Source organism: Candidatus Latescibacter sp. IFSED24 (genome assembly GCF_058273205.1).
This window is the reverse complement of sequence record NZ_CM177850.1, coordinates 706,446-724,180: the sequence shown is the minus strand read 5'-3', so window position 1 is coordinate 724,180 and position 17,735 is coordinate 706,446. Positions and strand designations below refer to the sequence as shown.

Below are 17,735 nucleotides of genomic sequence, written 5' to 3'. Positions count from 1 at the left end.
TGCGGAAGAGGCGGGGCCGTTGCTCTGGGGCGCCGGAGCGGACTAGGCGTTCTTGACGAAATCCCAGCCCTCGTCGAAGGCCTGCAGGTTCATGTCGATCAGACTCTTCTTCTTGATCACGACCTTCAGCGTGTCCTTGACGTAGTCTCGGTCGAAGATCCCGGTGGCCGCGCAGATGGCGCCCAGCATGACCACGTTGGCCACCTTGGGTGTGCCCACCTTGTCGGCGATCTCGGCCGCCGGGATCATGGTCACCTTCAGGCGCTCCTGGTCGGGCGTCGAGGTGCAGATCCCGCTGTCCACGAAGATCCAGCCGCCGTCGACCACGTCGTGCTCGAACATCTCCAGCGAGGGCTGGTTCATGGCCACCAGCACGTTGGGATGCTCGACGGTGGGCGCGCCGATCCGGTTCTTGCATACGTTCACCGAGCAGTTGGCAGTGCCGCCGCGCATCTCCGGACCGTAGGCCGGGAACCAGCTCACCTGGTGGCCGGCCTTCATGCCGACCTGGGCCAGGAAGAGCCCCAGGGTCAGGATGCCCTGACCGCCGAATCCGGCGAACTTGCAGTTGAGGTCGGTGGTCAGCTCGACGGGGTCCAGCTCGAGCGGCGTCTGCATGGCCTGCAGGTACTCGTGCCGCTTGGCGATGTCGAACGGCTCGCTGATGCGATCCCAGTACCCGGCCTCCTCCTCCTCGCTGGTGTCCTTGTAGACGCCGAGGGGGAAGATCTCCTCCATGGTCTTGACCAGGTGCTCGCGGGCATCGGGAGGATCCATCTTCCAGCCGGTGGGGCAGGGCGCCAGGATCTCGACGAAGCTGTAGCCCTTGCCTTCCTTCTGGATCTGCAGCGCCTTGCGGATGGCCTTGCGCGTCTGCATGATCTGCTTGCTGTTGCCCAGGCCGACCCGCGTGATGAACGTGGGTGCCGGCAGGGTGGCGAGCATCTCGCACACGCGGATCGGGTTGCCGTGGTCGACCTCGGTGCGGCCGAGCGGTGTGGTGGTGGAGCGCTGGCCGATCATGGTGGTCGGAGCCATCTGGCCGCCGGTCATGCCGTAGATGGCGTTGTTGATGAAGAACACCGTGATGTTCTCGCCGCGGTTGGCCGCGTGGATGGTCTCGGCGGTGCCGATGGCGGCCAGGTCGCCGTCGCCCTGGTAGCTGATCACGATGCTGTTCGGGTTGGTGCGCTTGACCGCGGTGGCCACGGCGGGCGCCCGTCCGTGCGCCGACTGGAAGTTGCCGCTGTTGAAGTAGTAGTAGCCAAAGACCGAGCAGCCCACGGGACTGACGAAGACGGCCCGCTCGGCCACCTCCAGGTCCTCGAGCGCCTCGGCGATCATCTTGTGCACGTTGCCGTGGCCGCAGCCCGGGCAGTAGTGTGTCGACTTCTTGCTGCCGGCGGTCTTGCGATCGAACTCGCTGTAGAGACTGGCAGGCTTCTCGTATACCTTGGCCATCAGTTCTCACCTCCCGCCATGATCTTCCGGTACTGCTCCATGATCTCCTTGCCGCCGGGCACCATACCGCCGGCACGGCCGTAGAAGTGCACCGGGCACCGGCCCTCCACCGCCAGGCGCACGTCCTCCACCATCTGACCGGTGGACAGCTCGATGGCCAGCACGTGCTTGACGCGCTGGGCGTGGGCGGCGATGGCCGCGGAGGGGAACGGCCAGACGGTGATCGGGCGCAACAGCCCCACCTTCAGGCCTTCCTCGCGGGCCTGGTCGATGGTCGAGTAGACCAGGCGGCTGACCACGCCGTAGGCCACCACCAGCAGCTCGGCGTCGTCCGTACGATACTCCTCGAAGCGTACCTCGTTCTTGGCGATCTCCTGGTACTTGCGGTCGAGCTTGAAGTTGTGCTCCTCGAGCTCTTCGGGCTCCAGGAAGATCGAGCTGACCAGGTTCGCCCGGGTCGCGGCGTCGCCGCGTACGGCCCACTCGGTGTGGTCGAAGGGCACGGGTGCTGGATCGGGGATCTCCACAACCTCCATCATCTGCCCGGTGATGCCGTCGGCCATGATGCAGGCGGGGTTGCGGTACTTGTCGGCCAGATCGAAGGCCAGCCGGGTCAGATCGCACATCTCCTGGGCGCTGTTGGGCGCCAGAGCGATGAGGCGATAGTTGCCGTGGCCGCCGCCCTTGGTGATCTGGAAGTAGTCGGCCTGCTCGGGAGCGATGTTGCCCAGTCCGGGGCCACCACGCACGATGTTGACCGCCACGCAGGGCAGCTCAGCACCGGCGATGTAGCTGAGGCCCTCCTGCTTGAGGCTGAAACCGGGCGACGACGACGCGGTCATGGTGCGGATGCCCATGCCGGCGGTGCCGTAGACCATGTTGATGGCCGCGATCTCGCTCTCGGCCTGGATGAAGACGCCACCGAGGGCGGGAAAATGAGTGGCGGCGGCGTGGGCGATCTCGCTGGCGGGCGTGATGGGGTAGCCGTAGTAGGCGCGGCAACCGGCCGCCAGGGCCCCCAGGATGATCGCGTCGTTGCCCTTCATGAACTGTCTGGCCATGGAGTAAACCCCCAGTCCTTAAGGTTTGACGACCCGGATGGCGCCCGGCTCGGGGCACGCGTAGAAGCAGAGACCGCAACCGGTGCAGCCTTCGCCGATGTAGTAAGCCGGGTGATAGCTGGAACTGTTGAGCTTGTCGCTGATGGCGATGACGCCCTTGGGACAGACATCGAGGCACAGCTGGCAGCCCTTACACAGCTCGGAGTCGACTTCCATGAACGGTTTCAGCTCTGTGGTCATGGGCATCACCTCGTTGTGCAGAAGGGTCGATGTTTGCTGTGCCCGTAACATAGTCAACGGACTGGTCCACTGGAAAAAGAAAGTTGGGCCGTCCCCTGGAGAACGGCCCGCTTCCTGCAGTTGGCTGGCATTCACCACACTCAGCAGTGCTTGAATTCGGGATCTCGCTTCTGCAGGAAGGCCTGGCAACCTTCGGCCGCGTCGGCGCTGGCCAGCGCCACGCCGAAGAGCGCCGCCTCCAGGCGAACCGAGGCATCCGGGGTCATGTTCGCACCCTCGGTCACGGCCTTCAGGGCGGCGCGGAGAGCCGGGGCCGGACGGGCGGCCAGGCGGGCGGCCAGCGCCTGCGCCTCGGGCAACAGTTCCTCCCGCGGCAGGACCCGCGTGACGAGCCCCCAGGCCAGCGCCTGCTCGGTGGTGATGGGCTCGCCGCCGAGGATCATCTCCAGCGCGCGGCCCCGTCCCACCAGGCGCGGCAACCGCTGGGTGCCGCCGAAGCCCGGGATGAGGCCCAGACCGGTCTCGGGCAGGCCGAGGCGGGCGCCAGCGGCAGCCCAGCGGATGGTGCAGGCCAGCGCCAGTTCCAGCCCGCCACCCAGGGCGAAACCGCCGATTGCTGCGATCACCGGCTTGCCCAGATTCTCCAGACGCCACATCAGGCCGTGACCGCGGGCCGCATATCGTTCCGCTCCGGCGGGGTCGAGAGCCGCCAGCTCGGAGATGTCCGCCCCCGCCACGAAGGCTTTCTCGCCCGCGCCGCAGAGCACCACCGCCCTGATGTCTTCATCGAACTGGAGATCGGCGAACGCCCGATCAAGCTCGCCGATGGTGGCGATATCCAGGGCATTGAGCCGTTTCGGGCGGTCGATCATCACCGTGGCCACCGCGCCCTCGCGCTGCAGAACCAAGCTTGTTGTGGACATGACCGATACTCTCCTGGTTGATTGAGGGAAGGATAACGTACGTCCCGGAGACAGGTTAGCTCCATGATCGCCGAACGGCAGCCCGTTGCTGGGCTTGCAGCTTGATTCATGTTATCCTTTTCGTGGAATGGAATGTCCGGAACCATGTCCCGAGCGGGAGTGATACCACCTCCATGAGCACGCTGGGCAACATCATCGTGTATGGTGGGACGGGGCTGGTCGTCGGGCTGGCCTTGGGGCTGGCCTTCACCCGGCTCCGCCGACGCCGTCATCACGATGACCAGGGTGAGAGCGCCTCGCTCCACAAGCAGCTCCAGCGCGCCCAGCGCATGGAAGCGCTCGGCATCCTCAGCGGCAGCATCATGCACAACTTGAACAACCTGCTGGCCGTGGTCCTGGGGCAGGCGCGTCTGGCCCGCGAGGACATGCCGCCCGGCTCATCCGCCTGGAGCAGCCTGGGCCAGGTCATCCAGGCCGGCGAGGCCGCGGCCGAGCTGAGCCGCGAGGTCGACAGCTACCAGAGCGAGTCCGACCAGGACCGCAGCCCCACCCGCCTGCAACCGGTGGTGCGCTCCACCGTCAAGCTGCTGCGCGACATCCTGCCGGATACCGTGACGATCGAGACCGACCTCGATCCCGCCTGCGGCTCGGTGCTGGCCAGCACCACCCAGGTCCAGCAGGTCCTCATGAGCCTCTGCAGCAACGCGTACCACGCCATGTACCGGCGCCACGGCCGCATCGCCATCACCATGAAGCCCATCGAGATCCATACCCCCCGCCAGGCCGTCCCACGCAGCCTCGAGCCGGGAGTTTACGTCCAGCTGACCGTGGCGGACAACGGCCGGGGCATGGACGACGCCACGCTCAAGCACATCTTCGAGCCTTACTTCAGCGCCCGCTCGCCCCGCCGCGGCGCCGGACTCGGCCTGACCATGGTCTCGCGCCTCCTGGCCGCCAACGAGGGCGTGACCATCCCCAGCAGCCTGCCTGGCCACGGAACCCGGTTCGACCTGTACTTCCCCATCATCGCCCGGGGCATCCAGTCGATCCCTGCGGCCGAGCAGCAGCCGCCCCATCTGGAGATCGTGGAATCCTCAGGCAGCGGCGCCGACGGCGGCGCCTACGAAGCACCGGCCGTGGCCGTGCTGAGCGAGTCCCCCCGCGCGGTACCCGACCGTGCCCACATCCTGCTCGTGGAGGATGACAACATGGTCGCCGAGACCGTCCGTTCCTGCCTGGTGCGGGCCGGATTCCGCGTCACCGTGCACGACGATGGCGCCTCGGCCGTCTCGGCGTTCGCCGAGGACCCTGGCGCCTTCGACCTGCTCCTGACCGACCAGTTCATGCGCGGGCTCGATGGCGGGGAAGTGGTCGCCGAGGTCCGGCGCTACCGACCGCGGATGCCGGTGATCCTCATGTCGGGCCATCCCGAAGGCATCCGTCAGGAGGAGGTGGCGCGCCTGCAGATCAGCGGGGCCATCGCCAAGCCCTTCACCCCGACGGCCCTGCTGGACCTGGTCAAGAAGGCGCTCGCCGGCGATGTCCGCGCCCAGGAAGGGAAAGCCTGACCGACCCCGCCCGCGTCACTTCAGCACGAAGGTCGACAGGAACACGCCCGCCGCCACCGCCGACCCGATCACCCCCGCCACGTTCGGCGCCATGGCATGCATGATCAGGAAGTTCTGCGGATCCTCCTTGGCGCCCACCATCTGGCAGACGCGGGCCGAATCGGGCACCGCCGAGACCCCGGCCGCGCCGATGATCGGATTGATCTTCTCCTTGGCGAACACGTTCATCAGCTTGGCGAAGAGCACGCCGCTGGCCGTGGCCACGCCGAAGCTGAGTGCGCCGAGGACGAAGATCAGCACCGATTCGGAGGTGAGGAACCGACTGGCATCGGTACTGGTCCCCACGCACAGCCCGAGCAGGATCGTCACGATGTCGATCATGGCGCTGCGGGCGGTCTTGGCCAGGCGTTCGGTGACCCCGCTCTCCTTCAACAGGTTGCCGAAGAACAGGAAGCCCAGCAGCGAGATGGCGCCCGGCGCGATGCTCGCGCAGAGCACGAAGGCGATGACCGGAAAGAGGATGCGCACCCGCTTGCTCACCGGCCGCGAGGGCTTCATGCGGATCAGCCGCTCGCGACGCGATGTGAGGAGCTTGATGATCGGGGGCTGGATCACCGGCACCAGGGCCATGTAGCTGTAGGCCGCCACGGCGATGGCCCCCAGCAGGTGCGGGGCCAGCTGGCTCGAGAGGAAGATGGCCGTGGGGCCATCGGCGCCGCCGATGATGCCGATGGCGGCGGCTTCCTTGATGGGGAAGCCCAGGGCCAGCGAGCCGAGGAAGGTCAGGAAGATCCCCGCCTGCGCCGCCGCGCCCAGCAGGATCAGGCGTGGATTCGAGAGCATGCACGAGAAGTCGGTCATGGCCCCGATGCCCAGGAAGATGAGCGAGGGGTACCAGCCCTGGGTCACGCCGTTGTAGAGGATGTTCAGGACGCTGCCCTGCTCGTAGATGCCGATGTTCATGCCGGGCGACAGCGGGATGTTGCCGACCAGCATCCCGAACCCGATGGGGACCAGCAGCAGCGGCTCGTAGTCCTTGGCGATGCCCAGGTAGATGAACACGCAACCCACCGCGAGCATGGCCATGTTGCCCCAGGAGAAGTTGCCGACGATGCCGACCTGGAGAAAGTCCAGAAATGCTTCCATGGTGATGGTCCCCTACTCGAACTCGACGAGCAGCTCGTTCTCACGCACGCTGTCGCCGGCAGCCACGGGGACAGCCTTGACCTTGCCGTCGCGGGGCGCGGAGATGGCGGTTTCCATCTTCATGGCCTCGATCACCAGGAGTTCCTGCCCGTTCTTCACCTCGTCGCCGGCCTTGCACTTGATCTCGAGCACGGTGCCGGCGATGGGGCTGATCACGCCGCCTTCGCCGCCACCTGTGCGAGCCGGGCCGGCGGGACGGGGCGCGGGCGCCGAAGCTGGCGCGGCCATGGGAGCGGCGCCTGCCGGCGGCGCCATGGCCGGCAGCGGGCTGGCCTGCAGGAAATCGTGCTCGGCGTCCAGCACCTCGACATCCACCTCGTAGGCGACGCCGTGGACGGTGATCTTCAGCTTCATCATGCTCTCCCGTTGAGATCAGTTCTGCTTGCGGCCGACAGCATGGGACCCCTGAAGAATCAGGCGTCCCTGGGCCGACCAGGGCGTGCGCTTGGTCTTGGGCGATAGCAGACGCCGGATCTTGCGGACCCGGTGCCGTCCCGTGATCACCGTGGCGCAGGCCGCGGCGATGAGCACCACGGTGGTATCGTCGATGGTGGGCTCTTTGCTAAGGGCGTCCACGGCCTGCTGCTTCTCCTGGACCTTCCAGCCGTCATCGAGCTTCCGGATGCCGCCGACGACCATGGAGATCAGGAACAGGACGAAGAACACCACGAGGATGCCGACCACCGAGAGGGTGAGCGACTGGGGCCCCACGCCCTCGGTCACGCCCAGGCCGTAGGCCAGATCGCTGGCCGTGGCCACCAGGCGGTCGCCCAGCTGCTTGGCCAGCAGGGCCCGGCGGCCCACGACCAGCCGCGCCTCTTCCGGGTCCGGGGGCAGTCCCTCGCGCCAGCTGCGGGCAACCAGCTCCTGCGCCACCGCGACCAGGCTGTCGGTGTCGGCACGTCGCTGCCGGAGCACGCCGCTGCGAACCGCCGGCTGGAAATCCGGCACGGCCTGGAGACGGTCGGCCTGCACTCGCAGCTCCGTCGCCTTGGCGGCCACCGCTGCGAGCGCCTCGTACAGCCCGTCCATGGCGTCCCAGCTCGTGGTGTCCGCGGGTGCCCCACGTCGCAGCGGCGCGAAACGACGCCCCGCCTGCTTGCCCAGCGCCGTCAACTCCACCATGGTGCCCTGGATGCCGGTACGCAGGACGTCAGGCGGGGTCGCGGTGTTCGCCTGGGCCGCGGCGAGCTGCGGGACGACCGTCACCAGGAACAGCGCCGCCAGGATGGCGGTGATGACCGAGCTGTGGAACCTGCGAACCATGCCTCGTCCTCGCTACAGGGGAATGAGCCCGTGCTTCTTCTGCGGGCGCATCTCCCGCTTGGCCTTGAGCACCTCGAGGGCCTGCGCCACGTAGAGCCGCGTTTCGGCCGGCTCGATGATGTCGTCGATCATGCCGCGACCGGCCGCCACGTAGGGATTGGCGAAGGTCTCGGTGTAGTCCTTGATCAACTCCTGGCGTTTCTCGGCCGGGTTTTCGGCTTCCTCGATCTCCTGGCGGTGCAGGACGTTGACCGCGCCCTCGGCGCCCATCACGGCGATCTCGCCGCTGGGCCAGGCCGCCACGCGGTCGGCGCCCATGCTCTTGCCGCACATGGCGAGGTAGGCGCCACCGTAGGCCTTGCGCGTCACCACGGTGATCTTGGGCACCGTGGCCGCGCCATAAGCGAAGAGCATCTTGGCGCCGTGGCGGATGATACCACCGTACTCCTGCTGCACACCCGGCAGGAAGCCCGGCACGTCCACGAAGGTCAAGAGCGGGATATTGAAAGCGTTGCAGAACCGGATGAAGCGCGCGCCCTTGCAGCTGCTGTCGATGTCGAGCACGCCCGCCTTGAACATGGGGTTGTTGGCGATCACCCCCACCGTGGAACCCTCGATGCGTCCGAATCCGATGAGGAGGTTGGGTGCGAAATCGCGCTGCACCTCGAGGAAATCGGCCCGGTCGACCACGCCCTGGATCACCTGGTGCATGTCGTAGGCTTCGCGGGGATTCTCGGGCACGATGGTGTTGAGCATGGCATTGGGACCGACCATGTCGTCGTGCAGTTCGCCGATGAACGGCGGGTCATCGGTGTTGTTGCTGGGCAGGAAGCTCAGCAGCCGGTGGCAGAGCTGAAACGCCTCCTCCTCGGTCTGAACCACGAAGTGGGTGACGCCGCTGTAGCGGGCGTGGCTCATGGCGCCGCCGAGTTCCTCGGCCGTGACCTTCTCGCCGGTCACCTGCTCGATGACCTTGGGGCCGGTGATGAACATCTGCCCGATGCCCTGCACCTGGATCACGAAATCGGTGAGCGCGGGCGAGTACACGGCCCCGCCAGCACACGGTCCGGCGATGATGCAGATCTGTGGGACCACCCCGGAGAGCATGATGTTCTTATGGAAGATGTGCCCGTAACCCGCCAGGGAATCGACACCTTCCTGAATCCTGGCCCCACCAGAATCGTTGATGAAGATGAACGGATCACCCGTCTTGAGCGCCTGGTCCTGGATTTCGCAGATCTTGTTGGCCGTGGCCTCGCCCACCGCGCCACCGGCCACGGTGAAGTCCTGGCTGGCCGCATAGACCGGCCGACCGTCCACCAGGCCGTAGCCCGTGACCACGCCCTCGCCGGGGAATTCCTTGCCTTGCAGCCCGAAGTGGGTGCACCGGTGCTTGATGAAAAGGTGCATCTCCTGGAAGGTATCGCCATCGAACATGAGGGCCAGCCGTTCGCGGGCGGTCAGCTTGCCCTTCTCGTGCTGCTTGGCGATACGCTTCTCGCCCCCGCCCTTGTACAGGCGGTCCTTTTCCTTCAGGAGCTTTTCGATCTTCTCCGAAGCCATGAGGTATTCCCTCCGCAATGGCCATGGGGCGCGTGAGTGATTGGCAGGATATGGTGTCCTGTTGAAGCTTTGTCAAATCAGTAATCACGCCGGCACGGAAATAACGAGGACACCGCGACCCATCAGAGAGGGTAACGGCGCCCAGGAGCGCTGGCCAGCGGTTCGTGAGTGGCTTGGATCTCTTTCTGCCGACGCCGGCTCAGAACCAGAAGACCAGGTTGAACATACCGAAGCTAGAGTTGCTGCTCGGACCGTAACGGACGAAGGAATGACCGTGGCTGCGCGACCAGGCCCTGCTCGCGGATTCCTGGTTGGGATTGATCCGCTCGGTCTCCTGATCGTAATTGTACCAGCCGTACCGGACCCCGAATTCGCACTCCAGCGCCACCCAGCTGCGGATCCGCCAGGTCGGGCGCAGCGCCAGCGTGAGGGAATAGGTGTTGGTGTAGATCTTGCGAACGTACGTGGACCAGCCCTGATCCGGTTCGTACCAGCTGCGCTGGCGCCACTGCTGGTCGCTCCAGGCATAGCTGAACGCCAGGAGCACGGGCAGCGTCACCTGGTCCCAGGTCGCCACGGGCCGGGCCACGTCCAGGCGGACCCAGCCCGACTCACGCTTGTCATCCTGGGGTACATCGCGAATCGAGTCCGGGAAGGCCTGCCCGTAGTCCTGCTCCCAGGATTCGACGTAGTCCAGATCGTCGTCGGGACGCGCCGCCAACCCGATCTGCCAGTCGCCCAGCCGGATCCGGGCCGTGGGCGCCTGATCGAGGCCCAGCCAGCCCACCGCCCAGCGCGGCGATTCCTCTCCATCCTGGGCGGCAGCCGTCACCGCCAGCGCCAGGGCCAGCCCCACCATCATCCCCCTCGTCATGATGTCGCTCCTACTTCAGGTTGTCGGGGTTCAGGCCCTCGAGCTCGGGCAGGACGAACAGGCCGTCCTTGCGGATCAGGTTGCCGTCGAAGTGGATCTCGCCACCGCCCCATTCGGGGGTCTGGATGCTGACGATATCCCAGTGCAACGCCGACTTGTTGCCGTTGAAGGCCGCCTCGTAGGCGTTGCCCGGCGTCAGGTGGAAGCTGCCGCCGATCTTCTCGTCGAACAGGGTATCGAGCATGGGCTTGGTGATGTAGGGGTTCACGCCCAGGGCGAACTCGCCGAAGTAGCGCGCCCCCTTGTCCACGTCGAGGGCTTCGTTGAGCTTCTCGTCGTCGCCGTCGCAGGTGGCGCCCACGATCTTGCCGTCCTGAACCTCGAAGCGGACGTTCTCGAACTTGATCCCCGCACGCATGGTGGCGGCGTTGTAGGTGATCACGCCGTTCATGCTGTCCTTCACCGGTGCGGTGTAGACCTCGCCGTCGGGAATGTTACGGCCGCCGTCGCACTTCACCGCGGGCAGGCCCTTGATGCTGAAGCGGAGGTCGGTGCCCGGACCGGTGATGTGGACCTGGTCGGTCTTCTCGAGGAGTTCGGCCAGCGGGTCCATGGCGCGGCTCATCTTCGCGTAATCGAGGCAGCAGACGTCGAAGTAGAAATCGGCGAAATCCTCGGTGGGACGCTCGGCGAGCTGGGCCATGGCGGGATTGGGATAGCGGAGCACGCACCACTTCTTCTTCAACCGCACCGGGATGTGGACCTCGTCCCAGTAGGCCTGGTCGTGCCACTTCATCCGCTCGGCGTCGACGCTGGCCAGGTCGAAGGGGTTGGTGGAGCCGCGGACGCCGATGTAAGCGTCGACCGACTCCATGATCGGCCGGTGGAAACGGCCCCAGGCCTGGAACTGCTCCTGGCCCGCATGGCGGATGAACTGGCTGCTGATCTCCTCGTCGTTGTAGTACCAGAAGGGTACGCCGCCGGCCTCGGTGGCTGCCCGGACCAGCGCCTTGCCCAGTTCCAGGGCGTGCAGGCCCTTGATCTCGAGGTAGATCTTCTCTCCTGGTTGCAACTTGACGCTGTAGCTGATGAGCTGTTCGGCGAGCCTGCGGTTGCGGGGATCCATGCGGTCCTCCTCACGAGGGATCGAGGGCGGCGGTCGATTCGATCCGCGATGATAAGACATGACCCGAAATCAGAGCAAGCTCGGCTTGCCGCAGCCCCCACCGCGGCCTTACTTTCCCGCGAACCAGAGCGCCAACCCGCGGAGGATCGCCATGACCCACATCGTCCCCGAGCTGCCTGCCGGCACTGCCGGCTTCGTCGATCACATCGGCATCGCCGTCAACGACCTCGACGAGGCCCTCGTGCTCTACCGCGACCTCCTGGGCCTCGAGCTCGAGCGCCTCGAGGAAGTGCCCAGCGAGCAGGTCAAGGTGGCCATGCTCAAGCTCGACCGCACCGGCGCCGTGGGACACGTCGAGCTGCTCGCTCCCATGAGCGAGGACTGCAACATCGCACGGTTCATCGCCAAGAAGGGGCCGGGCCTGCACCACATCGCCTTCGCCGCCGACGACATCGAGACCGTGATGCAGCGGTGCCGCGACGCCGGCCTGCGGCTGCTGGACGAGACGCCGCGCACCGGCGCCGGTGGCAAGCAGATCGTCTTCCTGCACCCCAAGAGTTCGGGTGGCGTGCTCATGGAGATCTGCCACGACCCCGGCCACTAGGCCCACGCGACTACTTGCGGAGCTTGCGCTCGGTGTAGATGCCGACCTCGCGGAAATCCACGTAGCACGGCTCGGCCAGGATGTCGGGCGTGCCGTCGGGATTGAGGTACGCCGGCACCTGCCCGGCGGCGAAGAGGTGGTTCTCCTGCCCGGCATCGATGGACCCCACATAGACCGCGGACGCCCCGGAACCGGCGCAATCCTCGATCCCGTCGCACGTAGGCATCCCCTCGGGATCGAGGGAGAAGCGAACGTTCCGGACCTCGCCCTTCAGCAGCACCGTCCAGTGGCAGAGCACCAGGCGTCCGTCCACGAAGGGCTCCCCCGGCACGGTGCCCACCCGGCACCGCGCCTTGCTCTCGGCGAAATCACGGAAGGGCATGTCGATGATCTTGTCGACCACGGTGGCGTCGGCACCCTGGACCAGCAGCCCGAGTTCGAAACCACCCAGCGCCAGGAAGGCTCCCAGGGGACCCTCCACCGGGACCAGCTCGTCGAGCACCGCCCACACCTGCACCGAGGTCACCCCGTCCGCAGCGGCCTCCACCTCGGCGACGGGCTGCAATTCGGGGCCGGCGGTGAACGACAGCTTGACCAGGCCATTGCCGCCGCAGAAGACGGTGGCGGTGGCCGACCCGCTGGTGAGCAGCAGGGTCGCCAGCAGGGCCACGCCCAGGATCCTCGTCCGCATGATCACACCTCTCAGCTGCCGGTGCTGGCGTAGCGCTTCAAGCCTGCCTGCCACACCGAGTGGGCCAGCGCGGCGACCAGCACCGCCACCAGCGGGGTCAAGAGCGCCCAGCGCTTGATGTCCGCTCCACCCACGAACCAGGTGGCGGGCATGTAGGCCACCCAGGCGAAGGGGAGCACGAAGGTCAGGAAAGCTTGCACCCCACGGCCATAGATGGTCAAGGGGTAGCGTGCGAAACGGATCACGTTGTAGACCGGCGGAGCCAGGCCCATGCGGTCCTCGAACCAGAACGAGACCGCGGTGAGGCCGAGGAAGACGGCGATGTAGACCGTGGCGGCCGAGGGGACCAGCAGCAGCAGGACCGCGAAGTCGAGCGGCGTGAGCGTCAGCTGCAGCCGCAGGGCGGCGGTGACCATGATCACCGTCCCCATGATCATCTCGTTCAGACCCGAGATGTTGAACGATTCGAAGAGGATCTGGGCCAGCGGATTGATCGGTCGCAGGAGCACCCGGTCCAGATTGCCCTCGGCGATGTAACGCTCGGAGAACCGGTAGATGTTGATGCTCACCAGGTTGAACAGGCCCAGCGGCAACAGGCTGAAACCGTAGATGAACAGGACCTGGTCGAAGCTCCACCCCTTGAGTTCCTGGACCTTGTCGAAGAGCACGGCCAGGGTGGCGAGCTGGACGCCGATGGCGAAGAGGTTGGCCGCCAGGTCGACCAGGAAATCCACGCGGTAGACCAGCCGCGACTTCAGGAACTGGGCGAAGTAGGCCGCCACGATGGTGCCCTGGCGCGCGGCGCGGGCGGCGCGGGTCCGGTGGGGGCCGGTGGCGAGGGTCACGGTCTGGTCGGTCGGCTTCATGGCGCCGCCTCCGCTACCCGCCAGGCCGCAGGCAGCAGGCTGGCCTCGACCACGCGGTAGTGCGGAGCGTGGCGTCGCCGGTAGCTCTCGCTATGATGGACGGCAGGCCAGCCGGTCCCGAGCTCGCGCTGGAAATGCTGCAGGTCGCTGGCGGCGATCCGTCCCCGCCAGAGTGCCGTGTCGGCCACTGCCCGCTGCCAGAGCTCCGCCAGCAGCTCTTGATCCTTGGGCCAGCGGCGGGCGGTCCTGGTGAAGGCCATGGCCAGGGTGTCGAGAGCCGCCGCCTCGGTCGCCGGACCGCTGGCCGCCAGCAGGGCGCGCAGGCGGACCAGGTCGATGCGCACCAGTTCGCCATCGGGCCGCAGCGGCAAGAGCAGTGGCGGTCGCGAGGCGGCAGGCAGGCCACGGGCCTCGGCCCACTCGCCGGTGAGCCACTGCCGGGCGTGCGCCACGTCGCTCACCGCATGCGCTGGGCCCATGACCCCCTGGAAGAGGAACTTGTAGAGATCATCCGGCCGATCGATCCCTGCCCGGGTCAGTTCGGCGGCCAGGAGCGGACGCCACTGGGCATAAGACGTATCAACCGGTCCAGCGGAGCGACGGCAACCGCCGGTGGCGACCAGCATCAGCGCGAGCGCCATCATGGCACGCACCATGGCTCAACCTCCCTGCGCGGTGACCTGGCGCACCGCCCTGGCGAAGAGCCAGCGCCCGACCAGGTAGAGCCCGAGCGCCCAGCACGCCTGGACCAGCAGCGCGCTGGCGAGGTCGGGGCCGGTTCGCTTGCCGAGATAGATGGTCACCGGCACGTAGCTGAGCCCCTGGAAGGGGAGCCAGGCCACCACGGTCTGCACCCAGCCGGGGAAGAAGCTGAACGGCACGAGCACGCCCGAGAGGAAGTCCATGCTGATGTGCTTGGCCCGGACCACTCCGGTGATGTTCTTGAGGTAGAAGGCCAGGCAGCCGGTGAGCCAGTTGAGCTGGCTACCGATCACCAGCGCGAGCACGAAGCTCAGCAGGGTCCAGCCGTAGAGCGCCGGATCCGGCGGGGCGAGGATGTCGAAGAGCGGCACCACGACCACCATGATGGGAACGGTGAACATGAGCAGCCGGAAGGCCGCCTCGCCCACCGCCTCGAACATCATGACGGTCTGGACGTGGAAGGGCTTGATGAGCTGCATGGCGATCTCGCCCTGCTGGATCTGGTGCGAGAGGGTGCGGTCGATGTTGTTGAAGGTGAAGCTGCGCCCGATCCAGGCCACCGCGATGTAGGTGATCATCTCGGGCAGGCTGAAGCCGCCGATCTCCACGGTCCCGCCGATTTCCGGGCGGCTCGCATAGAGCGCGCGATAGAGGTAGGCGTTGCCCGCCACGAAGATGGTGTAGCTGACGACGCCGGTGTAGTAGCGCAGGCGGTAGGCCAGGAACTTGAGGAAGGCCAGGCGCACGAACCCCAGGTAGAGGCGGAAGGTCGCCATGCGGTCGCGACGCCAGGGCGCCAACCCCACCACCAGCGGTGCGACGACCGTGCCGGCGCGATCATCCACCATCCACCTCCGGCAGCGGGGTGAGGCCCTCGCGATAGATGCGCCGCACCACGTCCTCGATCTGCGGCTCGGTGAGAACCATGTCGCGCAGGCGGTGCACGGCGAGCACGCGCGAGAGGATGGCGGCCGCGGAGGTCTCGGCGCGGGAAAAGAGCGCGCAGTGGCGGTGTCCGGGCTGGACGTCGTCCCAGGTCACCGGCAGCTCGCCGGTGGCGGCGGCCAGCTGCGCCGTGGTCACCGGCTCGGCCAGGTCCAGGCAGAGCCGCAGGCGGTGGCCCGGACCGCGGCGTAGATCCTCGAGCTGGCCGTCGTAGAGGACCTTGCCGTGGTCGATGATGATGATCCGGCGACAGAGCTGTTCGATGTCGCCGAGGTCGTGGGTGGTCAGGATCACGGTGACCTGCAGGTGGTCGCGGGCGGTGCGCAGGAACTCGCGCACGTTCTCCTTGGCCACCACGTCGAGGCCGATGGTGGGCTCGTCGAGGAAGAGCACGCGTGGTTCGTGCAGGAGCGCCGCCGCCAGGTCGCAACGCATGCGTTGGCCCAGGCTGAGCTTGCGGACCGGCTGGGAAAGGAACTCGCCGAGGCCGAGCAGGTCGTCGAAGAACGCCATCTGCTTGCGGTAGCGGTCCTCGGGCACCTCGTAGATCCGCTGCAGGAGGCGGAAGCTCTCCTGCACCGCCAGGTCCCACCAGAGCTGGGTCCGCTGGCCGAAGACCACGCCGATGTGCCGCGTGTAGCTCTGCCGCTGCCGGTAGGGGACCAGCCCGCCCACGCGGACCTCGCCGCCGGTGGGGGTCAGGATCCCCGTGAGCATCTTGATGGTGGTGCTCTTGCCCGCGCCGTTGGCGCCGATGTAACCCACCATCTCGCCCTGGTCGATGGAGAACGAGACGTCGTCCACCGCGCGCAGGGTTCGCTTGCGCGGGCGCACGAGATCGACAACGCCGCCGAGGACACCCTCGCGTCGTTGGGTCAGCTGGTAGTCCTTGGTCAGGCCCTCGACCTGGATCAGCGTCGCCATGTCAGAAGGGCGCGTCCTGATCCGGCTCCGGTGCGCGTGGAGGCTCGGCCGCTGTCGGCGGCGTGAGCTGGGCCACCAGTTCGCGTACCTCGCCATCGGTCTTCTCGAGACGCGCGCGGCAGGCCGTGATCAGTTCCACCGCCCGCTTCACCTCGCCCGCGAGCTCGTCCACATCGGTCTGCTCGCCCTCGAGCCGCGCCACGATGTCCTCCACCTCGGCCACCGCCTCGCTAAAAGAGAGCTTGCTGACCGGAGTCTTCTTCTCCACCACCTCGGCCTCCCTTCTTGGTCCGGCGACGCGGATTGCCGCCGCCCATTCTGGTCACGGTGCTGATGATCTCCCCGTCGACGAAACGGGTCCACAACGGCTGGCCAATCCTGGTCTCGGTAGCCCGGGTGATCAAGCGTCCCTCGGCGTCGCGAGTCAGGCTGAAGCCGCGTTCGAGCAGGCGCAGCGGATCGAGCAGACGCACCTTCTCGGCCAGCAGATCGAGTCGGGTCCCGTCCTCACGCAGCCTGGCCGTTGCCGGCACCGGGAGCGCCTCGGCGACCGCAGTCAACCGCCTTCCGGCCGGCGCAGTGGCCCGGACAGCCTCGCGAGCCAGTCGACGGGCAAGATAGTCGGTCTGTTGACGCGCCGCCGCCGTGCGCTGGCGCACCCCCCCCTCCAGGCGGCCCGCCGCGGCCTGGAGCCGACGGGCCTGTCCCGCCACGGCGCGTCCGGTGCGGACCTCGAGACCGGCGCCGAGCACGCGCAACCGCTCCTGCGAGGAGCGGAGCTTGTTGGTGACGAGCAGCGCCAGCGTCCGGGCGGCGTCCTCCAGCCGCTCGGCCTGATCGTCGATGCGGTCGGCCAGTAACGCCGCGGCCGCCGTGGGCGTCTTGCAACTCGTGTGCGCGCAGAGGTCCGCGAGACTGGTGTCGATCTCGTGGCCGATGGCGGTGATGACTGGCTTGCGGCAGCGGGCCACCGCGGCGCAGAGATCCTGCTGATCGAACCAGCTCAGATCGGCGCGCGAGCCGCCACCGCGGGTCAGGACGATGACGTCGAGATCCTGACGCGCCAGGTGGGCCAGCGCCGCGATCACCTGGGGCGTGGTCTGCTCGCCCTGCATGCGGCAGTCGGCGAGGGTCACGGTGAAGCGGTAGCCGCTGGCTTCCAGACCGGTGCGGAAATCCTTCTCGGCGGCGCTGCCCCGGCTGGTGATCAGGCCCACCCGCAGCGGCAGGTCCGCCAGGGGTACGAGCCGGTTGGCCTCGAGCAGGCCCTCCTGGCGCAGCCAGGCCAGCACCTGCCGGCGACGCGCCTCGAGTTGGCCCAGCGAGAACTCGGGGTCGATCCCCACCACCTTCAGTCCGAGCTTGCCGAAGGGCGGATAGAAGTCCACCCGGCAGAGCAGACAGACCTCGAGCTTGTCCTGGAGCCGGAACGAAGGGTCCGACCCGTCGAGGAAGCGGCCCAGGCCGAAGCGGTCGCGATCCCAGCCCATGAGGGACACCGGGATCTGGTAACGCGCCGTCCCCTGCCCCTGGCCGTCGTGAAGTTCGAAGTACACATGCTTGCGGCTGGCGGCATCATGGGGCAGCCGCTGGACCTCGCCCCGGACCCACACCGGTTCGGGGAACGCGGCCCCCAGCGCGGTCTGGATCGTCTCGTTGAGCTGCCGGATGCTCAGGATACGGCGCTGTTCCATTGCGGTTCCGGTCACGTTCAC

General features: G+C 67.2%; 19 protein-coding genes. 2 read left to right on the top strand and 17 right to left on the bottom strand.

The features are described from left to right. Positions 1–42: 42 nt before the first annotated feature. From IFSED24_RS02865 to IFSED24_RS02850, 4 genes are all read right to left on the bottom strand, one after another. On the bottom strand, positions 43–1,461 hold the full coding sequence (locus IFSED24_RS02865; RefSeq protein ID WP_491333716.1) for a 2-oxoacid:acceptor oxidoreductase family protein: 1,419 nt from the start codon (positions 1,459–1,461) through the stop codon (positions 43–45). Beyond that, complete coding sequence (locus IFSED24_RS02860; RefSeq protein ID WP_491333715.1) at positions 1,461–2,522, bottom strand: 3-methyl-2-oxobutanoate dehydrogenase subunit VorB; 1,062 nt, start codon at positions 2,520–2,522, stop codon at positions 1,461–1,463. Before IFSED24_RS02860 ends, IFSED24_RS02865 begins: the two co-directional genes overlap by 1 nt. An 18-nt stretch (positions 2,523–2,540) precedes the next feature. Continuing rightward, entirely contained in the window at positions 2,541–2,762 is a 222-nt protein-coding gene (locus IFSED24_RS02855; protein WP_491333714.1) for a 4Fe-4S dicluster domain-containing protein, read from the bottom strand. Between the two features lie 140 nt (positions 2,763–2,902). Further along, the gene (locus IFSED24_RS02850; RefSeq protein ID WP_491333713.1) at positions 2,903–3,685 is read right to left on the bottom strand and encodes an enoyl-CoA hydratase/isomerase family protein; all 783 of its coding nucleotides are present in this window, start codon (positions 3,683–3,685) and stop codon (positions 2,903–2,905) included. Positions 3,686–3,858: 173 nt separating this feature from the next. Here IFSED24_RS02850 and IFSED24_RS02845 point away from each other — a divergent pair, with 173 nt between their 5' ends. Beyond that, positions 3,859–5,253 carry a response regulator gene (locus IFSED24_RS02845; RefSeq protein WP_491333712.1) on the top strand — a complete coding sequence of 465 codons (1,395 nt, stop codon included), beginning with the start codon at positions 3,859–3,861 and terminating at the stop codon, positions 5,251–5,253. A gap of 15 nt (positions 5,254–5,268) precedes the next feature. Here the strand turns inward: IFSED24_RS02845 and IFSED24_RS02840 are convergent, their stop codons facing one another. The 6 genes from IFSED24_RS02840 to IFSED24_RS02815 form a co-directional block, all read right to left on the bottom strand. Next, a complete protein-coding gene (locus IFSED24_RS02840) occupies positions 5,269–6,399 on the bottom strand; it encodes a sodium ion-translocating decarboxylase subunit beta (protein WP_491333711.1) in 1,131 nt (376 codons plus the stop codon). 12 nt (positions 6,400–6,411) lie between these two features. Then, on the bottom strand, positions 6,412–6,813 hold the full coding sequence (locus IFSED24_RS02835; RefSeq protein ID WP_491333710.1) for a biotin/lipoyl-containing protein: 402 nt from the start codon (positions 6,811–6,813) through the stop codon (positions 6,412–6,414). 18 nt (positions 6,814–6,831) lie between these two features. After that, positions 6,832–7,725, bottom strand: a complete 894-nt coding sequence (locus tag IFSED24_RS02830) for an OadG family protein (protein ID WP_491333709.1) — start codon at positions 7,723–7,725, stop codon at positions 6,832–6,834. Between the two features lie 12 nt (positions 7,726–7,737). Beyond that, a complete protein-coding gene (locus IFSED24_RS02825; protein WP_491333708.1) occupies positions 7,738–9,288 on the bottom strand; it encodes an acyl-CoA carboxylase subunit beta in 1,551 nt (516 codons plus the stop codon). Between the two features lie 199 nt (positions 9,289–9,487). After that, complete coding sequence (locus tag IFSED24_RS02820; protein ID WP_491333707.1) at positions 9,488–10,162, bottom strand: hypothetical protein; 675 nt, start codon at positions 10,160–10,162, stop codon at positions 9,488–9,490. Between the two features lie 10 nt (positions 10,163–10,172). Continuing rightward, the gene (locus tag IFSED24_RS02815; RefSeq protein ID WP_491333706.1) at positions 10,173–11,288 is read right to left on the bottom strand and encodes an aminopeptidase; all 1,116 of its coding nucleotides are present in this window, start codon (positions 11,286–11,288) and stop codon (positions 10,173–10,175) included. Between the two features lie 151 nt (positions 11,289–11,439). Here IFSED24_RS02815 and mce point away from each other — a divergent pair, with 151 nt between their 5' ends. Next, entirely contained in the window at positions 11,440–11,892 is a 453-nt protein-coding gene (mce, locus tag IFSED24_RS02810; RefSeq protein WP_491333705.1) for a methylmalonyl-CoA epimerase, read from the top strand. 10 nt (positions 11,893–11,902) lie between these two features. Here the strand turns inward: mce and IFSED24_RS02805 are convergent, their stop codons facing one another. Genes IFSED24_RS02805 through xseA form a run of 7 tightly spaced genes read right to left on the bottom strand, consistent with a single transcriptional unit; the run spans position 11,903 to position 17,729 of the window. Beyond that, positions 11,903–12,583 carry a hypothetical protein gene (locus IFSED24_RS02805; protein ID WP_491333704.1) on the bottom strand — a complete coding sequence of 227 codons (681 nt, stop codon included), beginning with the start codon at positions 12,581–12,583 and terminating at the stop codon, positions 11,903–11,905. A gap of 11 nt (positions 12,584–12,594) precedes the next feature. Beyond that, positions 12,595–13,449 (bottom strand): ABC transporter permease, encoded by an 855-nt coding sequence (locus IFSED24_RS02800; RefSeq protein ID WP_491333703.1) that lies wholly within the window; start codon positions 13,447–13,449, stop codon positions 12,595–12,597. Beyond that, entirely contained in the window at positions 13,446–14,105 is a 660-nt protein-coding gene (locus IFSED24_RS02795; protein WP_491333702.1) for a hypothetical protein, read from the bottom strand. The genes IFSED24_RS02800 and IFSED24_RS02795 overlap by 4 nt, the downstream gene beginning before the upstream one ends. Before the next feature lie 3 nt (positions 14,106–14,108). Continuing rightward, positions 14,109–14,996, bottom strand: coding sequence for an ABC transporter permease (locus IFSED24_RS02790; RefSeq protein ID WP_491333701.1), 888 nt, complete (start codon positions 14,994–14,996; stop codon positions 14,109–14,111). Next, the gene (locus IFSED24_RS02785; protein ID WP_491333700.1) at positions 14,989–16,020 is read right to left on the bottom strand and encodes an ABC transporter ATP-binding protein; all 1,032 of its coding nucleotides are present in this window, start codon (positions 16,018–16,020) and stop codon (positions 14,989–14,991) included. The genes IFSED24_RS02790 and IFSED24_RS02785 overlap by 8 nt, the downstream gene beginning before the upstream one ends. Before the next feature lies 1 nt (position 16,021). Then, positions 16,022–16,288, bottom strand: coding sequence for an exodeoxyribonuclease VII small subunit (gene xseB, locus IFSED24_RS02780; RefSeq protein ID WP_491333699.1), 267 nt, complete (start codon positions 16,286–16,288; stop codon positions 16,022–16,024). Then, positions 16,251–17,729: an exodeoxyribonuclease VII large subunit gene (gene xseA / locus IFSED24_RS02775; protein ID WP_491333698.1), complete on the bottom strand. Its 1,479-nt coding sequence runs from the start codon at positions 17,727–17,729 to the stop codon at positions 16,251–16,253. The genes xseB and xseA overlap by 38 nt, the downstream gene beginning before the upstream one ends. Positions 17,730–17,735 lie beyond the last annotated feature (6 nt).